The 16,500-nt window shown below is 32.2% G+C and carries 17 protein-coding genes; 10 read left to right on the top strand and 7 right to left on the bottom strand.

Annotated elements, in window-relative coordinates:
• Positions 1 to 31: 31 nt before the first annotated feature.
• The 3 genes from B4E59_RS02150 to B4E59_RS02140 are packed head-to-tail and all read right to left on the bottom strand — an operon-like array spanning position 32 to position 2,001.
• Complete coding sequence (locus B4E59_RS02150) at positions 32 to 610, bottom strand: TlpA family protein disulfide reductase (RefSeq protein WP_291051097.1); 579 nt, start codon at positions 608 to 610, stop codon at positions 32 to 34.
• A gap of 2 nt (positions 611 to 612) precedes the next feature.
• A complete protein-coding gene (locus B4E59_RS02145) occupies positions 613 to 1,587 on the bottom strand; it encodes a TQO small subunit DoxD (protein ID WP_291047443.1) in 975 nt (324 codons plus the stop codon).
• Positions 1,588 to 1,638: 51 nt separating this feature from the next.
• Positions 1,639 to 2,001, bottom strand: coding sequence for a hypothetical protein (locus B4E59_RS02140; RefSeq protein ID WP_180906144.1), 363 nt, complete (start codon positions 1,999 to 2,001; stop codon positions 1,639 to 1,641).
• Positions 2,002 to 2,086: 85 nt separating this feature from the next.
• Between B4E59_RS02140 and B4E59_RS02135 the strand changes: the two genes are divergently transcribed.
• The 4 genes from B4E59_RS02135 (at position 2,087) to B4E59_RS02120 (ending at position 5,634) form a co-directional block, all read left to right on the top strand.
• Complete coding sequence (locus tag B4E59_RS02135; RefSeq protein WP_291051094.1) at positions 2,087 to 3,091, top strand: FecCD family ABC transporter permease; 1,005 nt, start codon at positions 2,087 to 2,089, stop codon at positions 3,089 to 3,091.
• Complete coding sequence (locus tag B4E59_RS02130; protein WP_291051091.1) at positions 3,088 to 4,077, top strand: ABC transporter ATP-binding protein; 990 nt, start codon at positions 3,088 to 3,090, stop codon at positions 4,075 to 4,077. The genes B4E59_RS02135 and B4E59_RS02130 overlap by 4 nt, the downstream gene beginning before the upstream one ends.
• Positions 4,046 to 4,735, top strand: a complete 690-nt coding sequence (locus B4E59_RS02125; protein WP_291047449.1) for an SDR family NAD(P)-dependent oxidoreductase — start codon at positions 4,046 to 4,048, stop codon at positions 4,733 to 4,735. Before B4E59_RS02130 ends, B4E59_RS02125 begins: the two co-directional genes overlap by 32 nt.
• 77 nt (positions 4,736 to 4,812) lie before the next feature.
• A complete protein-coding gene (locus B4E59_RS02120) occupies positions 4,813 to 5,634 on the top strand; it encodes a GLPGLI family protein (protein WP_291047451.1) in 822 nt (273 codons plus the stop codon).
• 128 nt (positions 5,635 to 5,762) lie between these two features.
• Here B4E59_RS02120 and B4E59_RS02115 read toward each other — a convergent pair whose 3' ends face one another.
• The 4 genes from B4E59_RS02115 to aroB are packed head-to-tail and all read right to left on the bottom strand — an operon-like array spanning position 5,763 to position 9,112.
• Positions 5,763 to 7,094 carry an MATE family efflux transporter gene (locus tag B4E59_RS02115; protein WP_291047454.1) on the bottom strand — a complete coding sequence of 444 codons (1,332 nt, stop codon included), beginning with the start codon at positions 7,092 to 7,094 and terminating at the stop codon, positions 5,763 to 5,765.
• 9 nt (positions 7,095 to 7,103) lie between these two features.
• The gene (locus tag B4E59_RS02110) at positions 7,104 to 7,490 is read right to left on the bottom strand and encodes a hypothetical protein (protein WP_147279964.1); all 387 of its coding nucleotides are present in this window, start codon (positions 7,488 to 7,490) and stop codon (positions 7,104 to 7,106) included.
• Between the two features lie 45 nt (positions 7,491 to 7,535).
• Positions 7,536 to 8,072, bottom strand: coding sequence for a peptide-methionine (R)-S-oxide reductase MsrB (gene msrB, locus B4E59_RS02105; RefSeq protein ID WP_125350119.1), 537 nt, complete (start codon positions 8,070 to 8,072; stop codon positions 7,536 to 7,538).
• The gene (aroB, locus tag B4E59_RS02100) at positions 8,060 to 9,112 is read right to left on the bottom strand and encodes a 3-dehydroquinate synthase (protein ID WP_114999381.1); all 1,053 of its coding nucleotides are present in this window, start codon (positions 9,110 to 9,112) and stop codon (positions 8,060 to 8,062) included. Before aroB ends, msrB begins: the two co-directional genes overlap by 13 nt.
• Positions 9,113 to 9,273: 161 nt before the next feature.
• On the opposite strand from aroB, the gene B4E59_RS02095 reads away from it, so the two are divergent.
• The 6 genes from B4E59_RS02095 (at position 9,274) to B4E59_RS02070 (ending at position 16,500) form a co-directional block, all read left to right on the top strand.
• Positions 9,274 to 10,428: a GlmU family protein gene (locus B4E59_RS02095; RefSeq protein ID WP_038336997.1), complete on the top strand. Its 1,155-nt coding sequence runs from the start codon at positions 9,274 to 9,276 to the stop codon at positions 10,426 to 10,428.
• Positions 10,429 to 10,557: 129 nt separating this feature from the next.
• Positions 10,558 to 11,595, top strand: coding sequence for a PLP-dependent cysteine synthase family protein (locus B4E59_RS02090; RefSeq protein ID WP_219034446.1), 1,038 nt, complete (start codon positions 10,558 to 10,560; stop codon positions 11,593 to 11,595).
• 93 nt (positions 11,596 to 11,688) lie between these two features.
• The gene (locus B4E59_RS02085) at positions 11,689 to 12,948 is read left to right on the top strand and encodes an aminotransferase class I/II-fold pyridoxal phosphate-dependent enzyme (RefSeq protein WP_221855281.1); all 1,260 of its coding nucleotides are present in this window, start codon (positions 11,689 to 11,691) and stop codon (positions 12,946 to 12,948) included.
• Between the two features lie 162 nt (positions 12,949 to 13,110).
• Positions 13,111 to 14,181, top strand: a complete 1,071-nt coding sequence (gene serC, locus B4E59_RS02080) for a 3-phosphoserine/phosphohydroxythreonine transaminase (RefSeq protein WP_038337000.1) — start codon at positions 13,111 to 13,113, stop codon at positions 14,179 to 14,181.
• Between the two features lie 87 nt (positions 14,182 to 14,268).
• Complete coding sequence (locus tag B4E59_RS02075) at positions 14,269 to 15,219, top strand: D-2-hydroxyacid dehydrogenase (RefSeq protein WP_114999386.1); 951 nt, start codon at positions 14,269 to 14,271, stop codon at positions 15,217 to 15,219.
• A gap of 33 nt (positions 15,220 to 15,252) precedes the next feature.
• On the top strand, positions 15,253 to 16,500 hold the full coding sequence (locus tag B4E59_RS02070; protein ID WP_125350117.1) for a DUF1015 domain-containing protein: 1,248 nt from the start codon (positions 15,253 to 15,255) through the stop codon (positions 16,498 to 16,500).

Raw genomic sequence — 16,500 nt, 5'->3', positions numbered from 1 at the left:
ATTTTTTCAGGACGTTACAGATGTTGAATGATTAATCCATCGCTTTCAGTTCATTTAAGAAATCAACAATATCTTGTCCAGAATAATCCGCCATTCCCATTGTTGTATGTGCAATATTTCCTTTCTTGTCTAAAATAACTGTTGTTGGTAACGAACCATTAAAAAACTCAGTAGGAATAGATGAATTTGGATAAACTACAGGCAACGATAAATTTTTACGTTCCATAAATTTTGCTACTTTATCACGTTTTCCTTCTACTTCAACCGTCAAAATAACGATTTCGTTATCATCTTTTACTTTATCATAAAGTTTTTGAATTGATGGCATTTCCGCGATACAAGGCGGACACCAAGTTGCCCAAAAATTCATGAAAACAACTTTACCTTTTAAATCCTCCATGTTGATTGCTTTTCCGTCAGCATACACCATTTCGAACGTATAATTTGCTTCAGATTTTGGTTGAGTTGTTGGTTCAATTTTTTCTAATTTCGGTTCAAATAAGCCTAATTTCATTAAACCTTGTTGCATCATTGCTTTAGCTTCTGGCACAAAAAGTAAGACCAAAGCCAGCGCACCTATGATAATTGTTGAATAATTTCTTTTTAACATTGCTATAAATTTGTTATTGTTTGTTCCCATTGTAATCCGCTTATATCGGTTAAAACTACTTTGTGAATTTTGTCTGAAATATCAAAATTCAGATTTGCTTTCGCTCCCAAAGGTAACACCAAACTGTGTTTGTGCGGTGTAACTTTTGATACATAATAATTCGAAATTTGTTGTTTGTCCAAATTAGATAACTCTTGCATATCCAAACTTTCAATTATTTCATTTTGATGATTATGAAAATCAATTTGGATTAAAAAAGAGCCATAAACATCAGCGCCTTCTATTCGCATTACATCAAATGAAACCTTGTTTTGATATTGTTTCAAATTAGATATTTCCACTTTTGGTTTGACAGATTTATTGTGTAAAGTCCCGTAAACTCCACCATGAAAAACCTGATTTGTAAACAAAGTAACGAATAAAATAAAAAAACTAAAACCTACAAAATAAGGTCTATACTTTTTGATTGAAATTGAATTCCAATTATTTTCTTGTTGAATAAATTGATTTTTATTGAAAAAATAATCCAACGAAATTTTTCCTGAACCAGCCTGAAATAGCGTAAAACCTCCAGCTAATCCTAAAACACCAATTTGCCATTCATCCAGACAAGTTGTACCAATCCAGCCGGAACCAAGTAAAATTCCTATTGCCAAAAAGAAAACGGCTATACTCATGATTCGTGTTTTGTAACCAAGCATTAAGAGTAAGCCTACAACGCCTTCTACAATTGTGAAAATCCACATATTCCAAAGCAACGCTTCAGGATTTTCGACTAAATATTGAATAAGTGGTTTGATGAAAAGGGCATTTGGTAAAAAATGATTGAATTTTTCGCCAATATAACCCGCAGCTTCTGGATCGAGTTTATTTTCTAAAATTAAACGCCTCCAAAAGGCAGAAAAGTACGTCCAACCAATGACTAAACGTAACGCCAATACAGCATTACCCATTGATAAAACAGATTTATTTTGCATGAATTTTTATATAAGTGATTGAATATTGTTGTCTAAATTAATTAAGGAAAATTAAGACATCAACGAATACTTCAATTGCTTATACAACAGATAAAAAGGTATTTTTGGTGATTGAATTTCATTCGAATCAATATCTTCTTCGATTAATGAAGAACGTGCTAACCCAATGAAATGAATAGATGAATCTGGTAAATCAAAATTCGGAACATCAAGATTTTTTGTCGATTTTTTAATCGTTTCAAACTTGACAACCGAACATGAATTCGAATGATTTTGATTAATTTTGACTTGAGAAGTTTTCGTTTGATGAACATTTTCTACGTCCAAAATCGTATGAATAGAAGCTTTAATGCTACATGGTGTAAGTAGCACAAAAATTGAAGAGATGATTAAAACGAAACTTCTAAAATTCATGGAACGAAACTAATCATTAATTTTCAATAAAAACCAATTCACAATTAAACTTTAAGAAATTATTAGAATTTCTATCTTTGTCTTGATGAAAGAAAAACCACTATTTTTTGTTTTAATAATTCTAACACTTTTACTTTTTGTTTTGAGTTTAAGTGTTGGAAAAGTCTCGATTTCTTTCATCGAAATTTTTAATGTGTTTTCTGGTCACTCAGACGAAATGTTGCATAATCTTGTTCTTAATTTTCGTTTACCAAAATCATTAACTGCTTTATTGGTCGGAATTTCGTTGCCAATTTCAGGTTTTTTAATGCAAGAATTATTCAAAAATCCGTTGGCAGAACCTTCTGTTTTGGGAATAACTTCGATGGCAAGTTTAGGCGTTGCGATTGTGATTTTTCTTTTTTCGATGATTGGTTTAGAAGAATTTCTTAATAATCCTTGGTTTACAATTATAGCTTCATTTTTGGGCGCAATTGTTGCGTTGTTTTTGGTTATTTCATTATCATTTCGTGTCAAATCATCGGCATCTTTGGTGATTATAGGATTTATGATTGCAGGTTTAGCAGGCGCATTAATAGGCATGATGCAATATTTTGCTCCTTCCGATAAAATAAAAGCGTATTTAGTTTGGGGATTTGGCTCATTAAGCGGATTGTCTTGGGAACAATTAAGCGTTTTTGGTTTATTTGTTTTGAGTGGAATCATCATTTCATTATTTGCTTTACGTGGAATTACAGCCTTGTTATTGGGCGAAAAATATGCACAATCATTAGGAATTAATATCAAAAAATTACGTTTTACGATTTTAGTTTCGACAGCATTATTAACGGCGTCAGCTACGGCTTTTGCAGGACCAATTAGCTTTATAGGATTGGCAGTTCCACATATTTGCAGAACATTATTACGAACAGGTGATATGAAAATTTTGTACCGATGGATTTTCGTATCGGGTATATTTTTTATGCTGTTATTTTCGATTTTGACAGAAGTTTTTCCGTTTGGAACTTTACCGATTAATATTATTACAGCGTTGTTTGGTGCGCCAATTGTCATTAGTATTTTGTTGAATAATAAAAACGAAGTTCGATGAAAAATACCATTTTGAAATTAGAAAATGTTTCAGTTGGATATGGTTCTAAAGAAATTGTTTTAGCTATAAATGCGACTATAAATTCGAATGAATTAGTTGCTGTTTTAGGAAAAAATGGTGCAGGAAAATCAACGTTGATTAATTCAATTTTAGGCTTTCAGAAAACGTTGAATGGAGAAATTTATTTAGAAAATAATTCAATCAAAAAATTATCTTCTCAAGAAATAGCACAGCAAATTGCGGTTGTTTTACCACGTTTGTCAATTGTTCCAAAGATTAAAGTTTCGGAATTGGTTGCGATGGGACGTTTGCCTTATAACAAGGTTTTGAAAAAGATTTCTGAGGAAGAACAAAACTTAATTGATGAGGTATTAGAATTGGTCGGAATTACAAATTTAGCAAATCAATTTGCAAATGAAATTAGTGAAGGTCAATTGCAATTGGTGATGATTGCGCGTGCATTGTGTCAAGATGCGAAATTGGTGATTTTGGATGAACCGACTTCTAATTTAGATTTAGCGAATCAATATCGAATTTTCAATTTACTGAATGAATTAAAATCGAAAACGAATAAATCATTTCTAATGATCACACACGAAGTTGATTTTGCTTTAGAGAAAGCGGATAAAATTTGGTGGATTGAAAATGGAAATCTTTTCGAAAATATTCCAGAACAAATGGCTTTTGAACATCAAATTATTCAGAAGTTATCCAATCAAAACCTGATATATGATGAAAAAAATAATCGCTTTTCGACACAAAAATCATTTTCTAAAACGATTGGTGTAAAAGGAAATTCGGAATTGGCTTTTTGGGTAAAAAATGCCTTAATTCGGAATGGAATTTCTGTTGAAAATAATGCGGAAAATCATATTGAAATCACAGAAAATAACATCATCTTTGAAGGAATAAAGTTTGAAACGATAGAAGAAATTGTAAATTTTGTACAACACTATGAAAAATATAATTGTAACGGGAGCGAGTAGAGGAATTGGTTTTGAATTGACAAAACAACATTTGGAATTAGGAAACCGAGTGTTGACAGTCTCTCGAAATGTAGATAAATTGAAGGAATTAACGGCGTTTGCAAAAGAAAATCAATATCAGTTTATCGATGTTGATTTGTCTAATTTTGATGAGATTTCAGAAGTTTTGAAAGCTGTGGAATCTTGGAATAAAGTAGATGTTTTGTACAATAATGCAGGAGTTTGTATCAACAAACCATTTATAGAAATTCAACAAGAGGATTTGTTAACTTCTTGGCAGATTAATTTTATGGCACCTTATCGCTTGATACAAGTTTTGATGCCAAAATTTGATACATCTTCTCATGTAGTTAATATTTCGACAATGGGAGCTGTACAAGGTTCAGTGAAATTTCCTGGTTTGTCTGTTTATTCGTCTTCAAAATCTGCAACGGTTAATTTGACTGAATTGTTAGCAGAGGAGTTGAATGAACTTGGACCAAGAATAAATGCAGTAGCTTTGGGAGCGGTACAAACAGAAATGTTAGAAGAAGCGTTTCCGGGATATATTGCGCCTTTACAACCAGATGAAATGGCCGAATATTTGGTAGATTTTGGATTGAATGGTTGGAAATATTTCAACGGAAAAATTCAACAAGCTTCTATTTCTACACCTTAAGAAAAATAGACTTTAGATAAATTGTAAAAGTCGCTCTTGTGCGACTTTTTTTATATCTTGTAATAAATTAACATTTTATGAGATATTTAATCGCGATGATAGCTTTAATAGCTACGGTTTTTAGCTGCAAAAAACCTTCTAATTATTTAGTCAAATATAATTTCAATTTTATTCCAGATTCTTTAAATAAGTCAGATATAAAAGTTGATGAAATGATTCTCCATACAAATAAGTTGGGCTATACATTTTTATCTAATGATTTGTTTATTGCTGATACAACAGATGGAAATATTGCAGATTTAATTAAAAATAAGATTAGTATAAATGATCTTTTGCAGATGAAAACGTCTCCAAATAATGATTTGAGATTATATTTTAGAAATGATTCTAATCTTTATTATATCAAATCTTCGGTTAATCGTCTAAATTATAGTTTTGAAGACAATGTACCAGAAATTTCATGGAAATTATTAAATGAAGAAAAGAAAATCAATAATTATAAAGTAAAAAAAGCTACAACAAATTTATTTGATAGAACTTGGGAAGCTTGGTATACAGAAGATATTCCTGTGTCTTATGGGCCTTACAAATTTCATGGATTACCAGGTTTAATTTTGGATATAAAAGATTCTAAAGGTTACTTTCATTTTGAGCCAATTAGTATAAAAGAAAACGAAGATGATGTTGAATATCCGATTTATAAGGATTTTAATAAGATTAATTCGCAAAAATCTGAATTTGTAAAATATATCAAAGATTATAAAGAAAATCCAGAAGTTATCACTGCAAAAACGGGAGAAAATGCAAAGATTGATCAAGAAAAAAAACTTAAAAAGAAAGAAGAATTAAAGAAACTTAATAACTCTATCGAGAGAGATTTACAGTTTAATATTAAATAATTTTAGCTTGATAGAACTCGTTTTTCTAAAATTTATTTCAACGGAAAAATTCAACAAGCTTCTATTTCTACACCTTAAGAAAAATAGAATTTAGATAAATTGTAAAAGTCGCTCTTGTGCGACTTTTTTTATTGATTCAAAACTCGTTTTCTAAAAATATATATCAACGGAAAACTGCGTAAAAACATCCAAATGCCAAATGCAATCCAAATTCCATAAATACTTAAACCAAAGTAATCTGCAAGATAAATGGTTGGTAGAAAACCAAGAAATGTTGCGACAATTAAGTTGTTTCGCAAGAGTTTTGCATCGCCCATTCCTTTGAAAAAACCATCAAAAATATAAGCCAATGTGTTGATTGGTTGCATTAATAAAACCATCCAAAATACAGAGTTGAAAATAGTCAAAACATTCGGGTCTTGATTGAAAATTTGCCCAATTTGATTGTAAAAAATGAAACAAATAGTAATTAAAATACACGCAATTAAAACAGAATATTTGGAAATATCTTTGCTTAAAATCCAAAGTTTAGGATAATTTCGTTCGCCTTGTAATCGTCCTGCCATAGCATTTCCTGCACCTGCATAACCATCAATAAAAAATGAAAAGAATAACCAAATATTCATCAAAATACTTTGCGCGGCGATATAATCTTTTCCATAATCGGTGGCGTAAGAATTGGCAAGAAAAAATGCAACATTCAACGAAGCTGTTCGTAAAATAAAATTGAAACTTAAGTTGACATATTTCTTAAAAAGTGGATGAATGGTTTTTCCTGGATTTAACCCAAATGAAGTTTTCGTGAAATAGTAGTAAAACGCCATAATTACCATTATCAATTGTGCAATAAGACTTGCATAGGCAGCGCCTTTGATATGATAAGCAGGAATTATTCCATTTACTCCAAAAATTAAAATATAGTCTAAAAACACATGAACAAAAGCAGCTGTTAAACTACATTTCATTGCCCAAACGGTGTTTTGCATTCCTCTAAATGCTCCAAAAAGAGTGAGCGAAATAAGTGTTAATGGAAAACCAAATGCTCTGATTTTGTAATAATCGACCGAAAATTGAAGAACCAAATCTTTTGCATTGTATAGTTCGAATAGATTTTGTGCAAAAAAATACGTTGGTATAAAGATAAGTAAACTCAAAAATAGATTGAAATACAACGCTTGCGGAACTAAAGTTTTGAGACTTTCCAATTTATTTGCTCCAAAACTTTGCGAAACCAAAGACGAAATAGAGGTTTTGGTTTGGGCAACAATCCAGATAATTCCTGAAAGAAAAGAACCAACTAAACCAGTCGCAGCAAGTGCTTCGACCGAATATTCTTTTACATTACCCACCATCGCAATATCGGTTAAGGTAATAAGAGATTCGGCAATCCCCGAAAAAATAGTAGGAATCGCTAATTGATTAATTTGTTTGAAGGTAATTCTATCCAAAACCAAACTCATTACGAAAAATTATTTTTTTACGCGTTTGTATGGTGGTTTGTTTTTGATGATTTGACTCAACATAAATAAGGTAGTTCCGACCAATGTGAAATAACCCAAAAGTGGTAAGCCTGGAATATGATAATCGTTGTATTTGAACATGAAAATACACGCTAAATATCCAGCGAAAATCAAATAATAGATTACTTTTTTGAATGATCCGTAAGTAAATTTTCCTCGAATATATTCAATCAAATTCAATAGAATTAAGAAGAAATAAAAACCGAAAAAGATGTAGCGTAATGGATTAATCGGGCGATCGGTTGTTCTTATATTCACCATTAAATTGTAATTGTAAACACCGTTATAAATTAATAACAATAAGATAAGAACGATAATTATACGAAGTATTTTCATAAAGTATTTTTGCATTAAAAAAGCTGTCGAAACAGCTTTTTGATTTTATTTTACAGGTTTGAAATCTAACGAAAGCGAATTCACACAATAACGTAAACCAGTTTCTGTAGGTCCGTCATCAAAAACGTGTCCTAAATGGCTTCCACAATTTCCGCAAAGAATTTCTGTTCTCTTCATTCCGTGCGAAGTGTCTACACGTTCTACAATTTTCCCTTCTTTTATTTCTTTGTCAAAACTTGGCCAACCACAATGTCCATCAAACTTAGAAGAAGAAGAAAACAATTCTTCTCCACACGCATTACATGTATAAATTCCGTTTTCGAAATGCATGTTGAATTTTCCTGTAAAAGGACGTTCTGTTCCAGCTTCTCTTAAAACATAATATTCTTCAGAAGAAAGTTCTTTTTTCCATTCTTCGTTTGACTTATTGATATTGAATTGAGGTTTTTCGTTCATCGTAACAGTGTTTGAAGGTTGTTCTACTTTAGCATCTTCTTTCTTGTGTTGAGATGTACAAGCAGCCATAAGGCTCATTATTAATCCAACAACAAAAAAAGAAGTATATTTTTTTAGGCAATCCATTGATTATATTTTTCAAAAGCTTGTCTGATTTCTTCTTCAGTACAAACTACATCATAACGACAATTTCCAATCTTGTTGATCAAACTAAAGTTGATTGAATTGTTTTGATTTTTTTTGTCGTGTTTCATCCATTCCATTAAGTTCGGAAAAATTTTCATATCAATTGTATTTAATGCATACATTGACGAAAAACTTTCGCAAACCTCTTCCACATCAGCTTTAGAAATTAATTCTTGATCATAACTAAGGAATGTCTCAATAATCATTCCGATTACAATTGCTTCTCCATGTAAAAGCGGAAAATCAGTTTCTAAAGATTCACTTTCTATAGCATGACCTATTGTATGACCAAAATTTAAAATTTTGCGTTCACCTTTTTCATATGGATCATTATCAACCACATTTTCTTTGATATGAATAGAATCCATGATAAAAGGAGCTAAAGATTCGGCATCGTGCGAAGGTAATTGCACCAAATTATCCCAATGATCACGGTTCTTGATTAAACCATGTTTTAACATTTCGGCTAAGCCAGATTTTACTTGACGTTGCTCTAATGTCAACAAAAATTTAGGATCAACTAACACCATTTCTGGCTGTGTAAATGTCCCAATCATGTTTTTCATTCCTTCCAAATCAATTCCATTTTTTCCACCAGCAGAAGCATCAACTTGCGATAATAACGTAGTTGGAATGTTGATGAATTTGATTCCACGCTTGAAAGTAGAAGCCATAAAACCTCCCATATCGGTTAAAACTCCACCACCAACATTAATAACTAATGAATGACGATCTGCACCCAACTCGCTTAATGCTAACCAAAGATTAGTTACAGTATCGATGTTTTTATTTTCTTCTCCAGAGTCAATTTCAAGGATTTCGTAAGCAGAAATATTGTCCAAATCGGCTAATAATAGCGGTAAACAATGCACATGAGTGTTCTCATCTACCAAAAAGAAGATAGAAGAAAAAGTGTTATTTGCAAGGTAATCGTCTAATATATATGCGATTGAACCAAAATGAATCGGAGCTGATTTCAAAATGAAAAATGTTTTTAAAATGTGCCTAAAATTACGACGACCTTTTTACATCAACCAAATATTTTGAATGATTTATTTTAGGAGGGCTGTCGATAGAATCTATATTGATATTATCGACTTATAAAATAATTATTTTTAAATTTGCACAAATTCATAGATCAATGAACATAGTTCTTTTTGATGGCGAAGAATGGGAAGATTTTTTGCCCCTAACATTTACAAGACCTGTAGCTGCCCTAAGAATGGGGATATTGAGTTTTGCAGAACGTTGGGAAAAAATACTAAATACAGAGGTTTCTTATCAAACGAAACCTTATTTGCAAGAAAAATTTCCTGCTAAACTTCAAACAGAAAATACATTTATCAACCCAACTTTTTTTCCGAATGAAAAATTAATTGAAGCGATAAAGAATTTAAAACCAAACCAAACCCTAATTTTTGACAATCAACTTGTAGCAGTTAAATCAACTGAAGAAACTCCAAAAATCACATCAGATATTATTCAATTTGAAGATGAAGTAATTCATCTACAACATTCTTGGGATCTGTTTACTTACAATTTCCAGGCAATTGAATTTGATTTTGATTTGGTGACAAAAGGAAGAACTTCTCAATCAATATCTACAACCAACCAAGTTTTAGCTCCTGAAAAAATATTTATTGAAGAAGGTGCGAAAGTTGAATTTTCTATTTTGAATGCATCAGAAGGTCCAATTTATATTGGAAAAGATGCCGAAATTATGGAAGGTTCTATGATTCGTGGCGGATTAGCTTTATGCGAGCATGCAAAAATAAATATGGGTGCAAAAATATATGCTGGTTGTACGATTGGTCCTTTTTGTAAAGTTGGTGGTGAATTAAATAATTCAATCCTAATAGCATATTCAAATAAAGGACATGATGGGTTTTTAGGGAATTCTGTAATTGGAGAATGGTGCAATTTAGGCGCGGATACAAATAACTCAAACTTGAAAAATAATTATGCAGAAGTAAAGTTATGGAGTTATAACCAAAAAAGATTTGTAAAAACAGGTTTGCAATTTTGTGGTTTAATAATGGGCGATTATGCTAAATCTGCAATCAATACACAATTTAATACTGGTACAGTTGTTGGAGTTTGTGCGAACGTTTTTCAATCAGGTTTTCCACCAAATATGATTAAACATTATAGTTGGGGTGGACAATCAGACGCTCCTGTTTTTAATTTTGATAAAGCTTGTGAAGCTGCAGAAAAAATGATGGAAAGAAGAAAAATTGCTTTTACACTTGCTGATAAAAGAATTTTAGAACATATTTTTAATTTAAATAATAACTAATTTAATAACGAGTAAATCATAAGAATTTAAGTTTAAAATTGTAATATGATTAATTTTACGTGTTAATCTTTTAACAATTAATTAAAAAATCCTTAATTTTGCTTTTTGTTAGAAAAGAATATTTGTGAAATGACTGGTAAATATAAAAACGTTTTAGAGTTAATTGGAGATACTCCATTAGTTCAGTTAAACAGAATTAACCAAGACATTCCAGGCGAAGTTTATGCAAAGTTAGAATGTTACAATCCTGGACATTCAACAAAAGACAGAATAGCTTTACATATTATAGAAGAGGCTGAAAAAAATGGTCTATTAAAACCTGGTGCTACGATTGTAGAAACAACTTCAGGTAACACTGGATTTGCTGTAGCTATGGTGGCTATCGTAAAAGGGTACAAATGTATCTTAGCGGTATCGGATAAAACAAAGGCAGAAAAGATTTCATTTTTAAAAGCGATGGGAGCAAAAGTATTTTTGTGCCCTGCGAATGTACCTGCTGATGATCCAAGATCATATTACGAAGTAGCAAAACGTATTGCTGCGGAAACGCCAAATTCTCTTTATATTAATCAATATTTTAATCAAGGGAATACAGAAGCTCACTATTTAACAACAGGTCCTGAAATCTGGAATAAAACAGAGGGTAAAATTACTCACCTAATCGGTTGTACAGGTACAGGAGGAACTTTGACAGGTAGTGCACGTTATATAAAAGAGCAAAACCCAGATGTGAAAATCATCGGAGTTGATGCTTATGGATCAATTTTGAAAGGTTATCACGAAACTGGAAAAATTGATCAGAATGATATCTATCCTTACAGAATCGAAGGAATGGGAAAAAATTTAGTTCCTGGAGCTTTAGATTTTGAAATGGTTGATTCTTTTATCAAAGTGACAGACGAAGAAGCTGCTTATCGTACAAGAGAAATTGCTTTGAAAGAAGGAATTATGGCAGGATATACTTCTGGTGCTGCAACACAAGCATATAAACAATTGGCTGAAGCTGGAGAATTTGACGAAAATTCTTTAGTTGTAATTTTGTATCCAGACCACGGATCTCGCTATATGACAAAAGTTTTTAGTGATGATTGGATGGCAGAGCAAGGCTTTACAAATAGTAGACTCAATGGCTTAGAAGCTCGAGCAACAGTCGAAAGAATCAAATAATACGTATATTTGTAAAAATTAAATATTTAAAGTAGGTAGTGTTCATTCACTTTCTACTTTTTTTCAATTAATAAAAAATTAAACTATAATAAAATGGACATTTTTGAACGTTTAAAACAGAACCCTGGACCATTAGGTCAATTCGCTGATTATGGTGAAGGTTATTATGTTTTTCCACAGTTAAAAGGAGAAATTGGACCCGTAATGGAATTCCAAGGTAAAAAAGTAATTACTTGGTCAATCAATAACTACTTAGGTTTAGCTAATCACCCAGAAGTTCGTAAAGCAGATGCTGATGCTGCGGCACAATATGGTATGGCTTATCCAATGGGAGCTCGTGCAATGTCTGGTCAAACAGATTATCACGCTCAATTAGAGCAAGAATTGGCTGATTTCGTTCAAAAAGAATCTGCTTATTTAATGAATTTCGGGTACCAAGGTATGGTATCTACAATTGATGCTTTAGTATCTAAAAATGATGTAATCGTTTATGATGCTGAATGTCATGCTTGTATTGTTGATGGAGTTCGTTTACACTTTGGTAAACGTTTTATTTACCAACACAACAACATCGAAAGTTTTGAAAAAACAATTGCTCGTGCTCGTAAATTAGCTGATAAACAAGGAGGCGGAATTCTAGTGATTACAGAAGGTGTTTTTGGAATGACTGGTAAGCAAGGTATTTTGAAAGAGATTGCTGCTTACAAAGATGAATACAAATTCCGTTTATTAGTAGACGATGCACACGGTTTTGGTACATTAGGTAAAACTGGAGCTGGAGCCGGAGAGGAGCAAGGTTGTCAAGATAAGATTGATATCTATTTCTCAACTTTTGCAAAATCTATGGCAGGTTTCGGAGCATTTATTGCAGGTAACAAAGATATTATTCGTATTTTAAAATATAACTTACGTTCTCAAATTTTTGCTAAATCATTGACAATGCCAATGGTAATCGGAGGTTTAAAACGTCTTGAGTTATTACGTTCTCAACCAGAGCTTAAAGATAAGTTATGGCACAATGTAGAAAAAATTCAGAAAGGATTAGAAGAAAGAGGATTTGATATTGGAGGTTCTAACACATGTGTTACGCCAATCGTATTGAATGGTTCTCCTATCGAAGCGACTGTATTGGCAAAAGAAATGCGCGAAGAATATGGTATTTTCGTTTCTGTAGTAGTTTATCCAGTTATTCCAAAAGGAATGATTATTTTCCGTATTATTCCAACTGCTGCTCACGAAGACGAACACATCGAATATACGTTAAACTCATTTGCTGAGATTAAAGATAAATTAGCTGACGGATATTACAAACGCAAAGCAGAAGAATTGAATGTTGATTTTGTTCAATACTAAAATAAATATTCAATCAAATAATAGAAAAACCCTAAACTGAATTAGTTTAGGGTTTTTTGTTTGTATTCTGTTCAAAAGTTAAGTAATTATTCACTTTTTTCCATATTTGATTTACTATATTTGTTTACAAATTAGACACACAAACACACAACAATTTTAATTATGAAAATTCACAATTTTAGTGCAGGACCATGCATTTTACCACAAGTTGTTTTCGACAAAATGGCTCAAGCTTGTTTAGATTTCAACAATTCAGGAACATCAATCTTAGAAATTTCTCACCGTCGCAAAGATGCGGTAGAAGTAATTGATACAGCAAGAGCGTTGGTAAAAGAATTGATGAATGTTCCAGAAACACATGACGTAGTTTTTATGCAAGGTGGAGCTTCATTGCAATTTCCTACTGTAGCTTACAATTTATTGAAAGAAGGCGGAAAAGCAGCTTATACACAAACAGGAAAATGGGCAGAAAATGCTATCAAAGAAGCGAAGCGTTTCGGAGAAATCGAAGTTATTGCTTCTTCAAAAGATCAAAATTATAGTTATATTCCAAAAGGATATACTGTTCCTTCAGATGTTGATTATTTCCACTGCACATCAAATAATACCATTTTTGGAACACAAATGAAAGAGTTTCCAAATTCTCCAGTTCCAATAGTTTGTGATATGTCTTCGGATATTTTATCTCGCACAATTGATGTTTCTAAATTTGGTGTAATCTATGCTGGAGCCCAAAAAAATATGGGACCTGCAGGTTCTGCTGTTGCAATCGTTCAAAAAGATTTATTAGGTAAAACGGGACGTAATATTCCCGATTATTTAAACTACGAAACACATATCAAAAAAGAATCATCGTTTAATACGTGGCCAGTAATTGCAATTTACGGTGTCATGTTAAATTTACAATGGTTAAAAGAGCAAGGTGGAGTAGAAGCGATTGCAAAAATTAATACTGCAAAAGCAGATGCAATGTATGCTGAAATTGATCGTAACGGATTATTTACAGGAACTGCTGCAACAGAAGATCGTTCTCAAATGAATGCCACTTTTGTCTTAAATAACGAAGATTTCAAAGCTGATTTTGATGCAATGTTAAAAGAAGCTGGAGTTGTTTCTTTGGCTGGTCACCGTGATGTTGGTGGATACCGTGCGTCTATGTACAATGCTTTACCATTAGAATCTGTTCAAGTTTTGGTAGAAGTAATGAAACAATTTGAACAAAAATTTGGTTAATCAGCAGACATTAGATGCTAGATATTAGTATTGAGAAATATATTATCTAACATCTAAAATCTCACATCTTAATTCTATAATAATAACATGAAAATATTAGCAAACGATGGAATTTCTAAGGCAGGAATAGAAGCTTTAGAAGCAAAAGGTTTCGAAGTAATAACTGCTCACGTAGCACAAGAACAATTAGAAAATTATATCAACGAAAATGGAGTTGAAGTACTTTTAGTGCGTTCTGCGACTAAAGTTCGTCAACCTTTGATTGATGCGACAAATCTTAAAATTATCGGTCGTGGAGGAGTTGGTATGGACAATATCGATGTTGCTTATGCACGCGAAAAAGGAATTCAGGTGATTAATACGCCAGCATCTTCTTCTCAATCTGTAGCAGAATTTGTAATTGCGCATTTGTTTTCTATCGTTCGTAATTTACACCAAGCCAATCGTAATATGCCTTTAGAAGGAGATTCTAACTTCAATGGATTGAAAAAAGCTTACGCAAAAGCAATCGAATTGAGAGGAAAAACAATGGGTGTAATCGGTTTTGGCCGTATCGGTGTAGAAGTGATTCGTGAAGCGATTGGTTTAGGAATGAATATTTTAGTGTATGATAAATTCCCAGCAACACGTGACATTGAATTAGAATTTTTTGATGGTCAAAAATTAACGTTTACCATCACTTCTGTTGATTTTGATGAAGTCATTACAAAAGCAGATTTCATTTCGCTGCATGTTCCAGCACAAGATGGATATATTTTGGGTGAAAAAGAATTTGCAAAAATGAAAGATGGCGTGATTGTAATTAATACGGCTCGTGGTGGAGTAGTTGACGAGCGTGCTTTGGTTGATGCAATTGAAGACGGAAAAGTTGCTGGAGCAGCCTTAGATGTTTTTGAGAATGAGCCAACACCAGAAATGGGCTTGTTGATGAACGAATCTTTGTCATTATCTCCTCATATTGCAGGTTCTACGAATGAAGCGCAGGACAGAATTGGAACTGAATTAGCTTCGCAAATCGTTGAGATTTACGGAAAATAATTTTGAGTTTCATTCTATCTAAAACTATTCAAAATGCCTCAATTTAAACCATTCAAAGGAATTCGACCTACAGAAGAAACTTCTCAAGAATTTGTGACGCTTGCCGTTAATCAATATTCGAAAGAAGAATTGGATTATTATATCAATAACAGAGAAAACTCTTTTTTGCATATTATTTTGCCAACTTGGGACGAAACGATTCAAGATCCGAAAGAGAAATTCAGAAAAGTTCGTGAGAATTTTGAGGATTTTATTTCGAAAAAAATATTAACGCAAGACAAGTCGTCTTTTTATATTTATCAAGTCATACAGCCTGATGGACGCGAAACAAAAGGACTTTTAGGCTTGGTGAATATTGATGATTATCGTCAAAATAAAATAAAAAAGCACGAAGAAACTTTGGAGCGTCGTGTGGAATTATTTGCTGATTATTTGAAAGAATCTCATTTCCATGCGGAACCTGTTTTGTTGACCTATAAACCTGCTCAACGTGTAGATTTGTTGATTGATACGGAAATGAAACGCAAGCCGATTCTGAAAATAGAAGAAGAAAACGGAACGCAACATTTGTTGTGGAGAGTTGATAATCGTTTAAATTTAAAACAATTAAAAGATTCAATCGAAAAATTAGACGAATTGTATATTGCAGATGGACATCATCGTATGGAAAGTTCGGAGCGATACACAAAATTTGCGGTTGAAAATTCGAAAGATGAAGTCTATGGTGATGAAGCTTTTAATTATACGTTAGCACTTTTAGTTTCGAATGAAGATTTGATTATCAATGATTATAATCGATTAATTAAAGATTTAAACGGCTTAACTCCAGAAGCGTTTTTAACTGCTTTAGAAGCTGATTTTGAAATTATTCCGAAAGGTGATGAATTAGTTGTGCCAACCAAAAAACATCATATTGTGATGTATTTAGATGGTCAATATTATAGTTTATATGTCAAAAATAATTTATTGACAACCGAAGGTTTAAGCGAATTGGATACTTATATTTTCGAAGAAAATGTGATGAAACCAATTCTAAATATTCAAGATTCTAAAAAGGATAAACGCATTCATTACGAATGTGGTACGCGCAATAGAGAAGGAGTAGAAGCGCTTAAAAATAAAGTTGATCATCACGATTATATTGCAGCTTTTGCTTTTTATCCAGTGGATGTGAAGGATTTGCAATTGATTGCGGATTTAGGGCTTAAAATGCCACCAAAAAGTACATATATCGAACCAAAACCATTAAGCGGTTTTGCTGTATTTGATTTGAAAGAATAA

Origin of the sequence: Empedobacter sp. UBA2044, assembly GCF_002333005.1 — a bacterium.
Lineage (GTDB): Bacteria > Bacteroidota > Bacteroidia > Flavobacteriales > Weeksellaceae > Empedobacter > Empedobacter falsenii_B.
Note: the sequence above shows the minus strand (reverse complement) of the source record. Positions and strands in the feature narration are given on the sequence as shown.

Excerpts from the sequence above, each read along its gene's own strand:
- B4E59_RS02150 (WP_291051097.1), bottom strand. The coding sequence starts at position 610 with ATGTTAAAAAGAAATTATTCAACAATTATCATAGGTGCGCTGGCTTTG.
- B4E59_RS02145 (WP_291047443.1), bottom strand. The coding sequence starts at position 1,587 with ATGCAAAATAAATCTGTTTTATCAATGGGTAATGCTGTATTGGCGTTA.
- B4E59_RS02140 (WP_180906144.1), bottom strand. The coding sequence starts at position 2,001 with ATGAATTTTAGAAGTTTCGTTTTAATCATCTCTTCAATTTTTGTGCTA.
- B4E59_RS02135 (WP_291051094.1), top strand. The coding sequence starts at position 2,087 with ATGAAAGAAAAACCACTATTTTTTGTTTTAATAATTCTAACACTTTTA.
- B4E59_RS02130 (WP_291051091.1), top strand. The coding sequence starts at position 3,088 with ATGAAAAATACCATTTTGAAATTAGAAAATGTTTCAGTTGGATATGGT.
- B4E59_RS02125 (WP_291047449.1), top strand. The coding sequence starts at position 4,046 with ATGAAAAATATAATTGTAACGGGAGCGAGTAGAGGAATTGGTTTTGAA.
- B4E59_RS02120 (WP_291047451.1), top strand. The coding sequence starts at position 4,813 with ATGAGATATTTAATCGCGATGATAGCTTTAATAGCTACGGTTTTTAGC.
- B4E59_RS02115 (WP_291047454.1), bottom strand. The coding sequence starts at position 7,094 with ATGAGTTTGGTTTTGGATAGAATTACCTTCAAACAAATTAATCAATTA.
- B4E59_RS02110 (WP_147279964.1), bottom strand. The coding sequence starts at position 7,490 with ATGAAAATACTTCGTATAATTATCGTTCTTATCTTATTGTTATTAATT.
- msrB (WP_125350119.1), bottom strand. The coding sequence starts at position 8,072 with ATGGATTGCCTAAAAAAATATACTTCTTTTTTTGTTGTTGGATTAATA.
- B4E59_RS02095 (WP_038336997.1), top strand. The coding sequence starts at position 9,274 with ATGAACATAGTTCTTTTTGATGGCGAAGAATGGGAAGATTTTTTGCCC.
- B4E59_RS02090 (WP_219034446.1), top strand. The coding sequence starts at position 10,558 with ATGACTGGTAAATATAAAAACGTTTTAGAGTTAATTGGAGATACTCCA.
- B4E59_RS02085 (WP_221855281.1), top strand. The coding sequence starts at position 11,689 with ATGGACATTTTTGAACGTTTAAAACAGAACCCTGGACCATTAGGTCAA.
- serC (WP_038337000.1), top strand. The coding sequence starts at position 13,111 with ATGAAAATTCACAATTTTAGTGCAGGACCATGCATTTTACCACAAGTT.
- B4E59_RS02075 (WP_114999386.1), top strand. The coding sequence starts at position 14,269 with ATGAAAATATTAGCAAACGATGGAATTTCTAAGGCAGGAATAGAAGCT.
- B4E59_RS02070 (WP_125350117.1), top strand. The coding sequence starts at position 15,253 with ATGCCTCAATTTAAACCATTCAAAGGAATTCGACCTACAGAAGAAACT.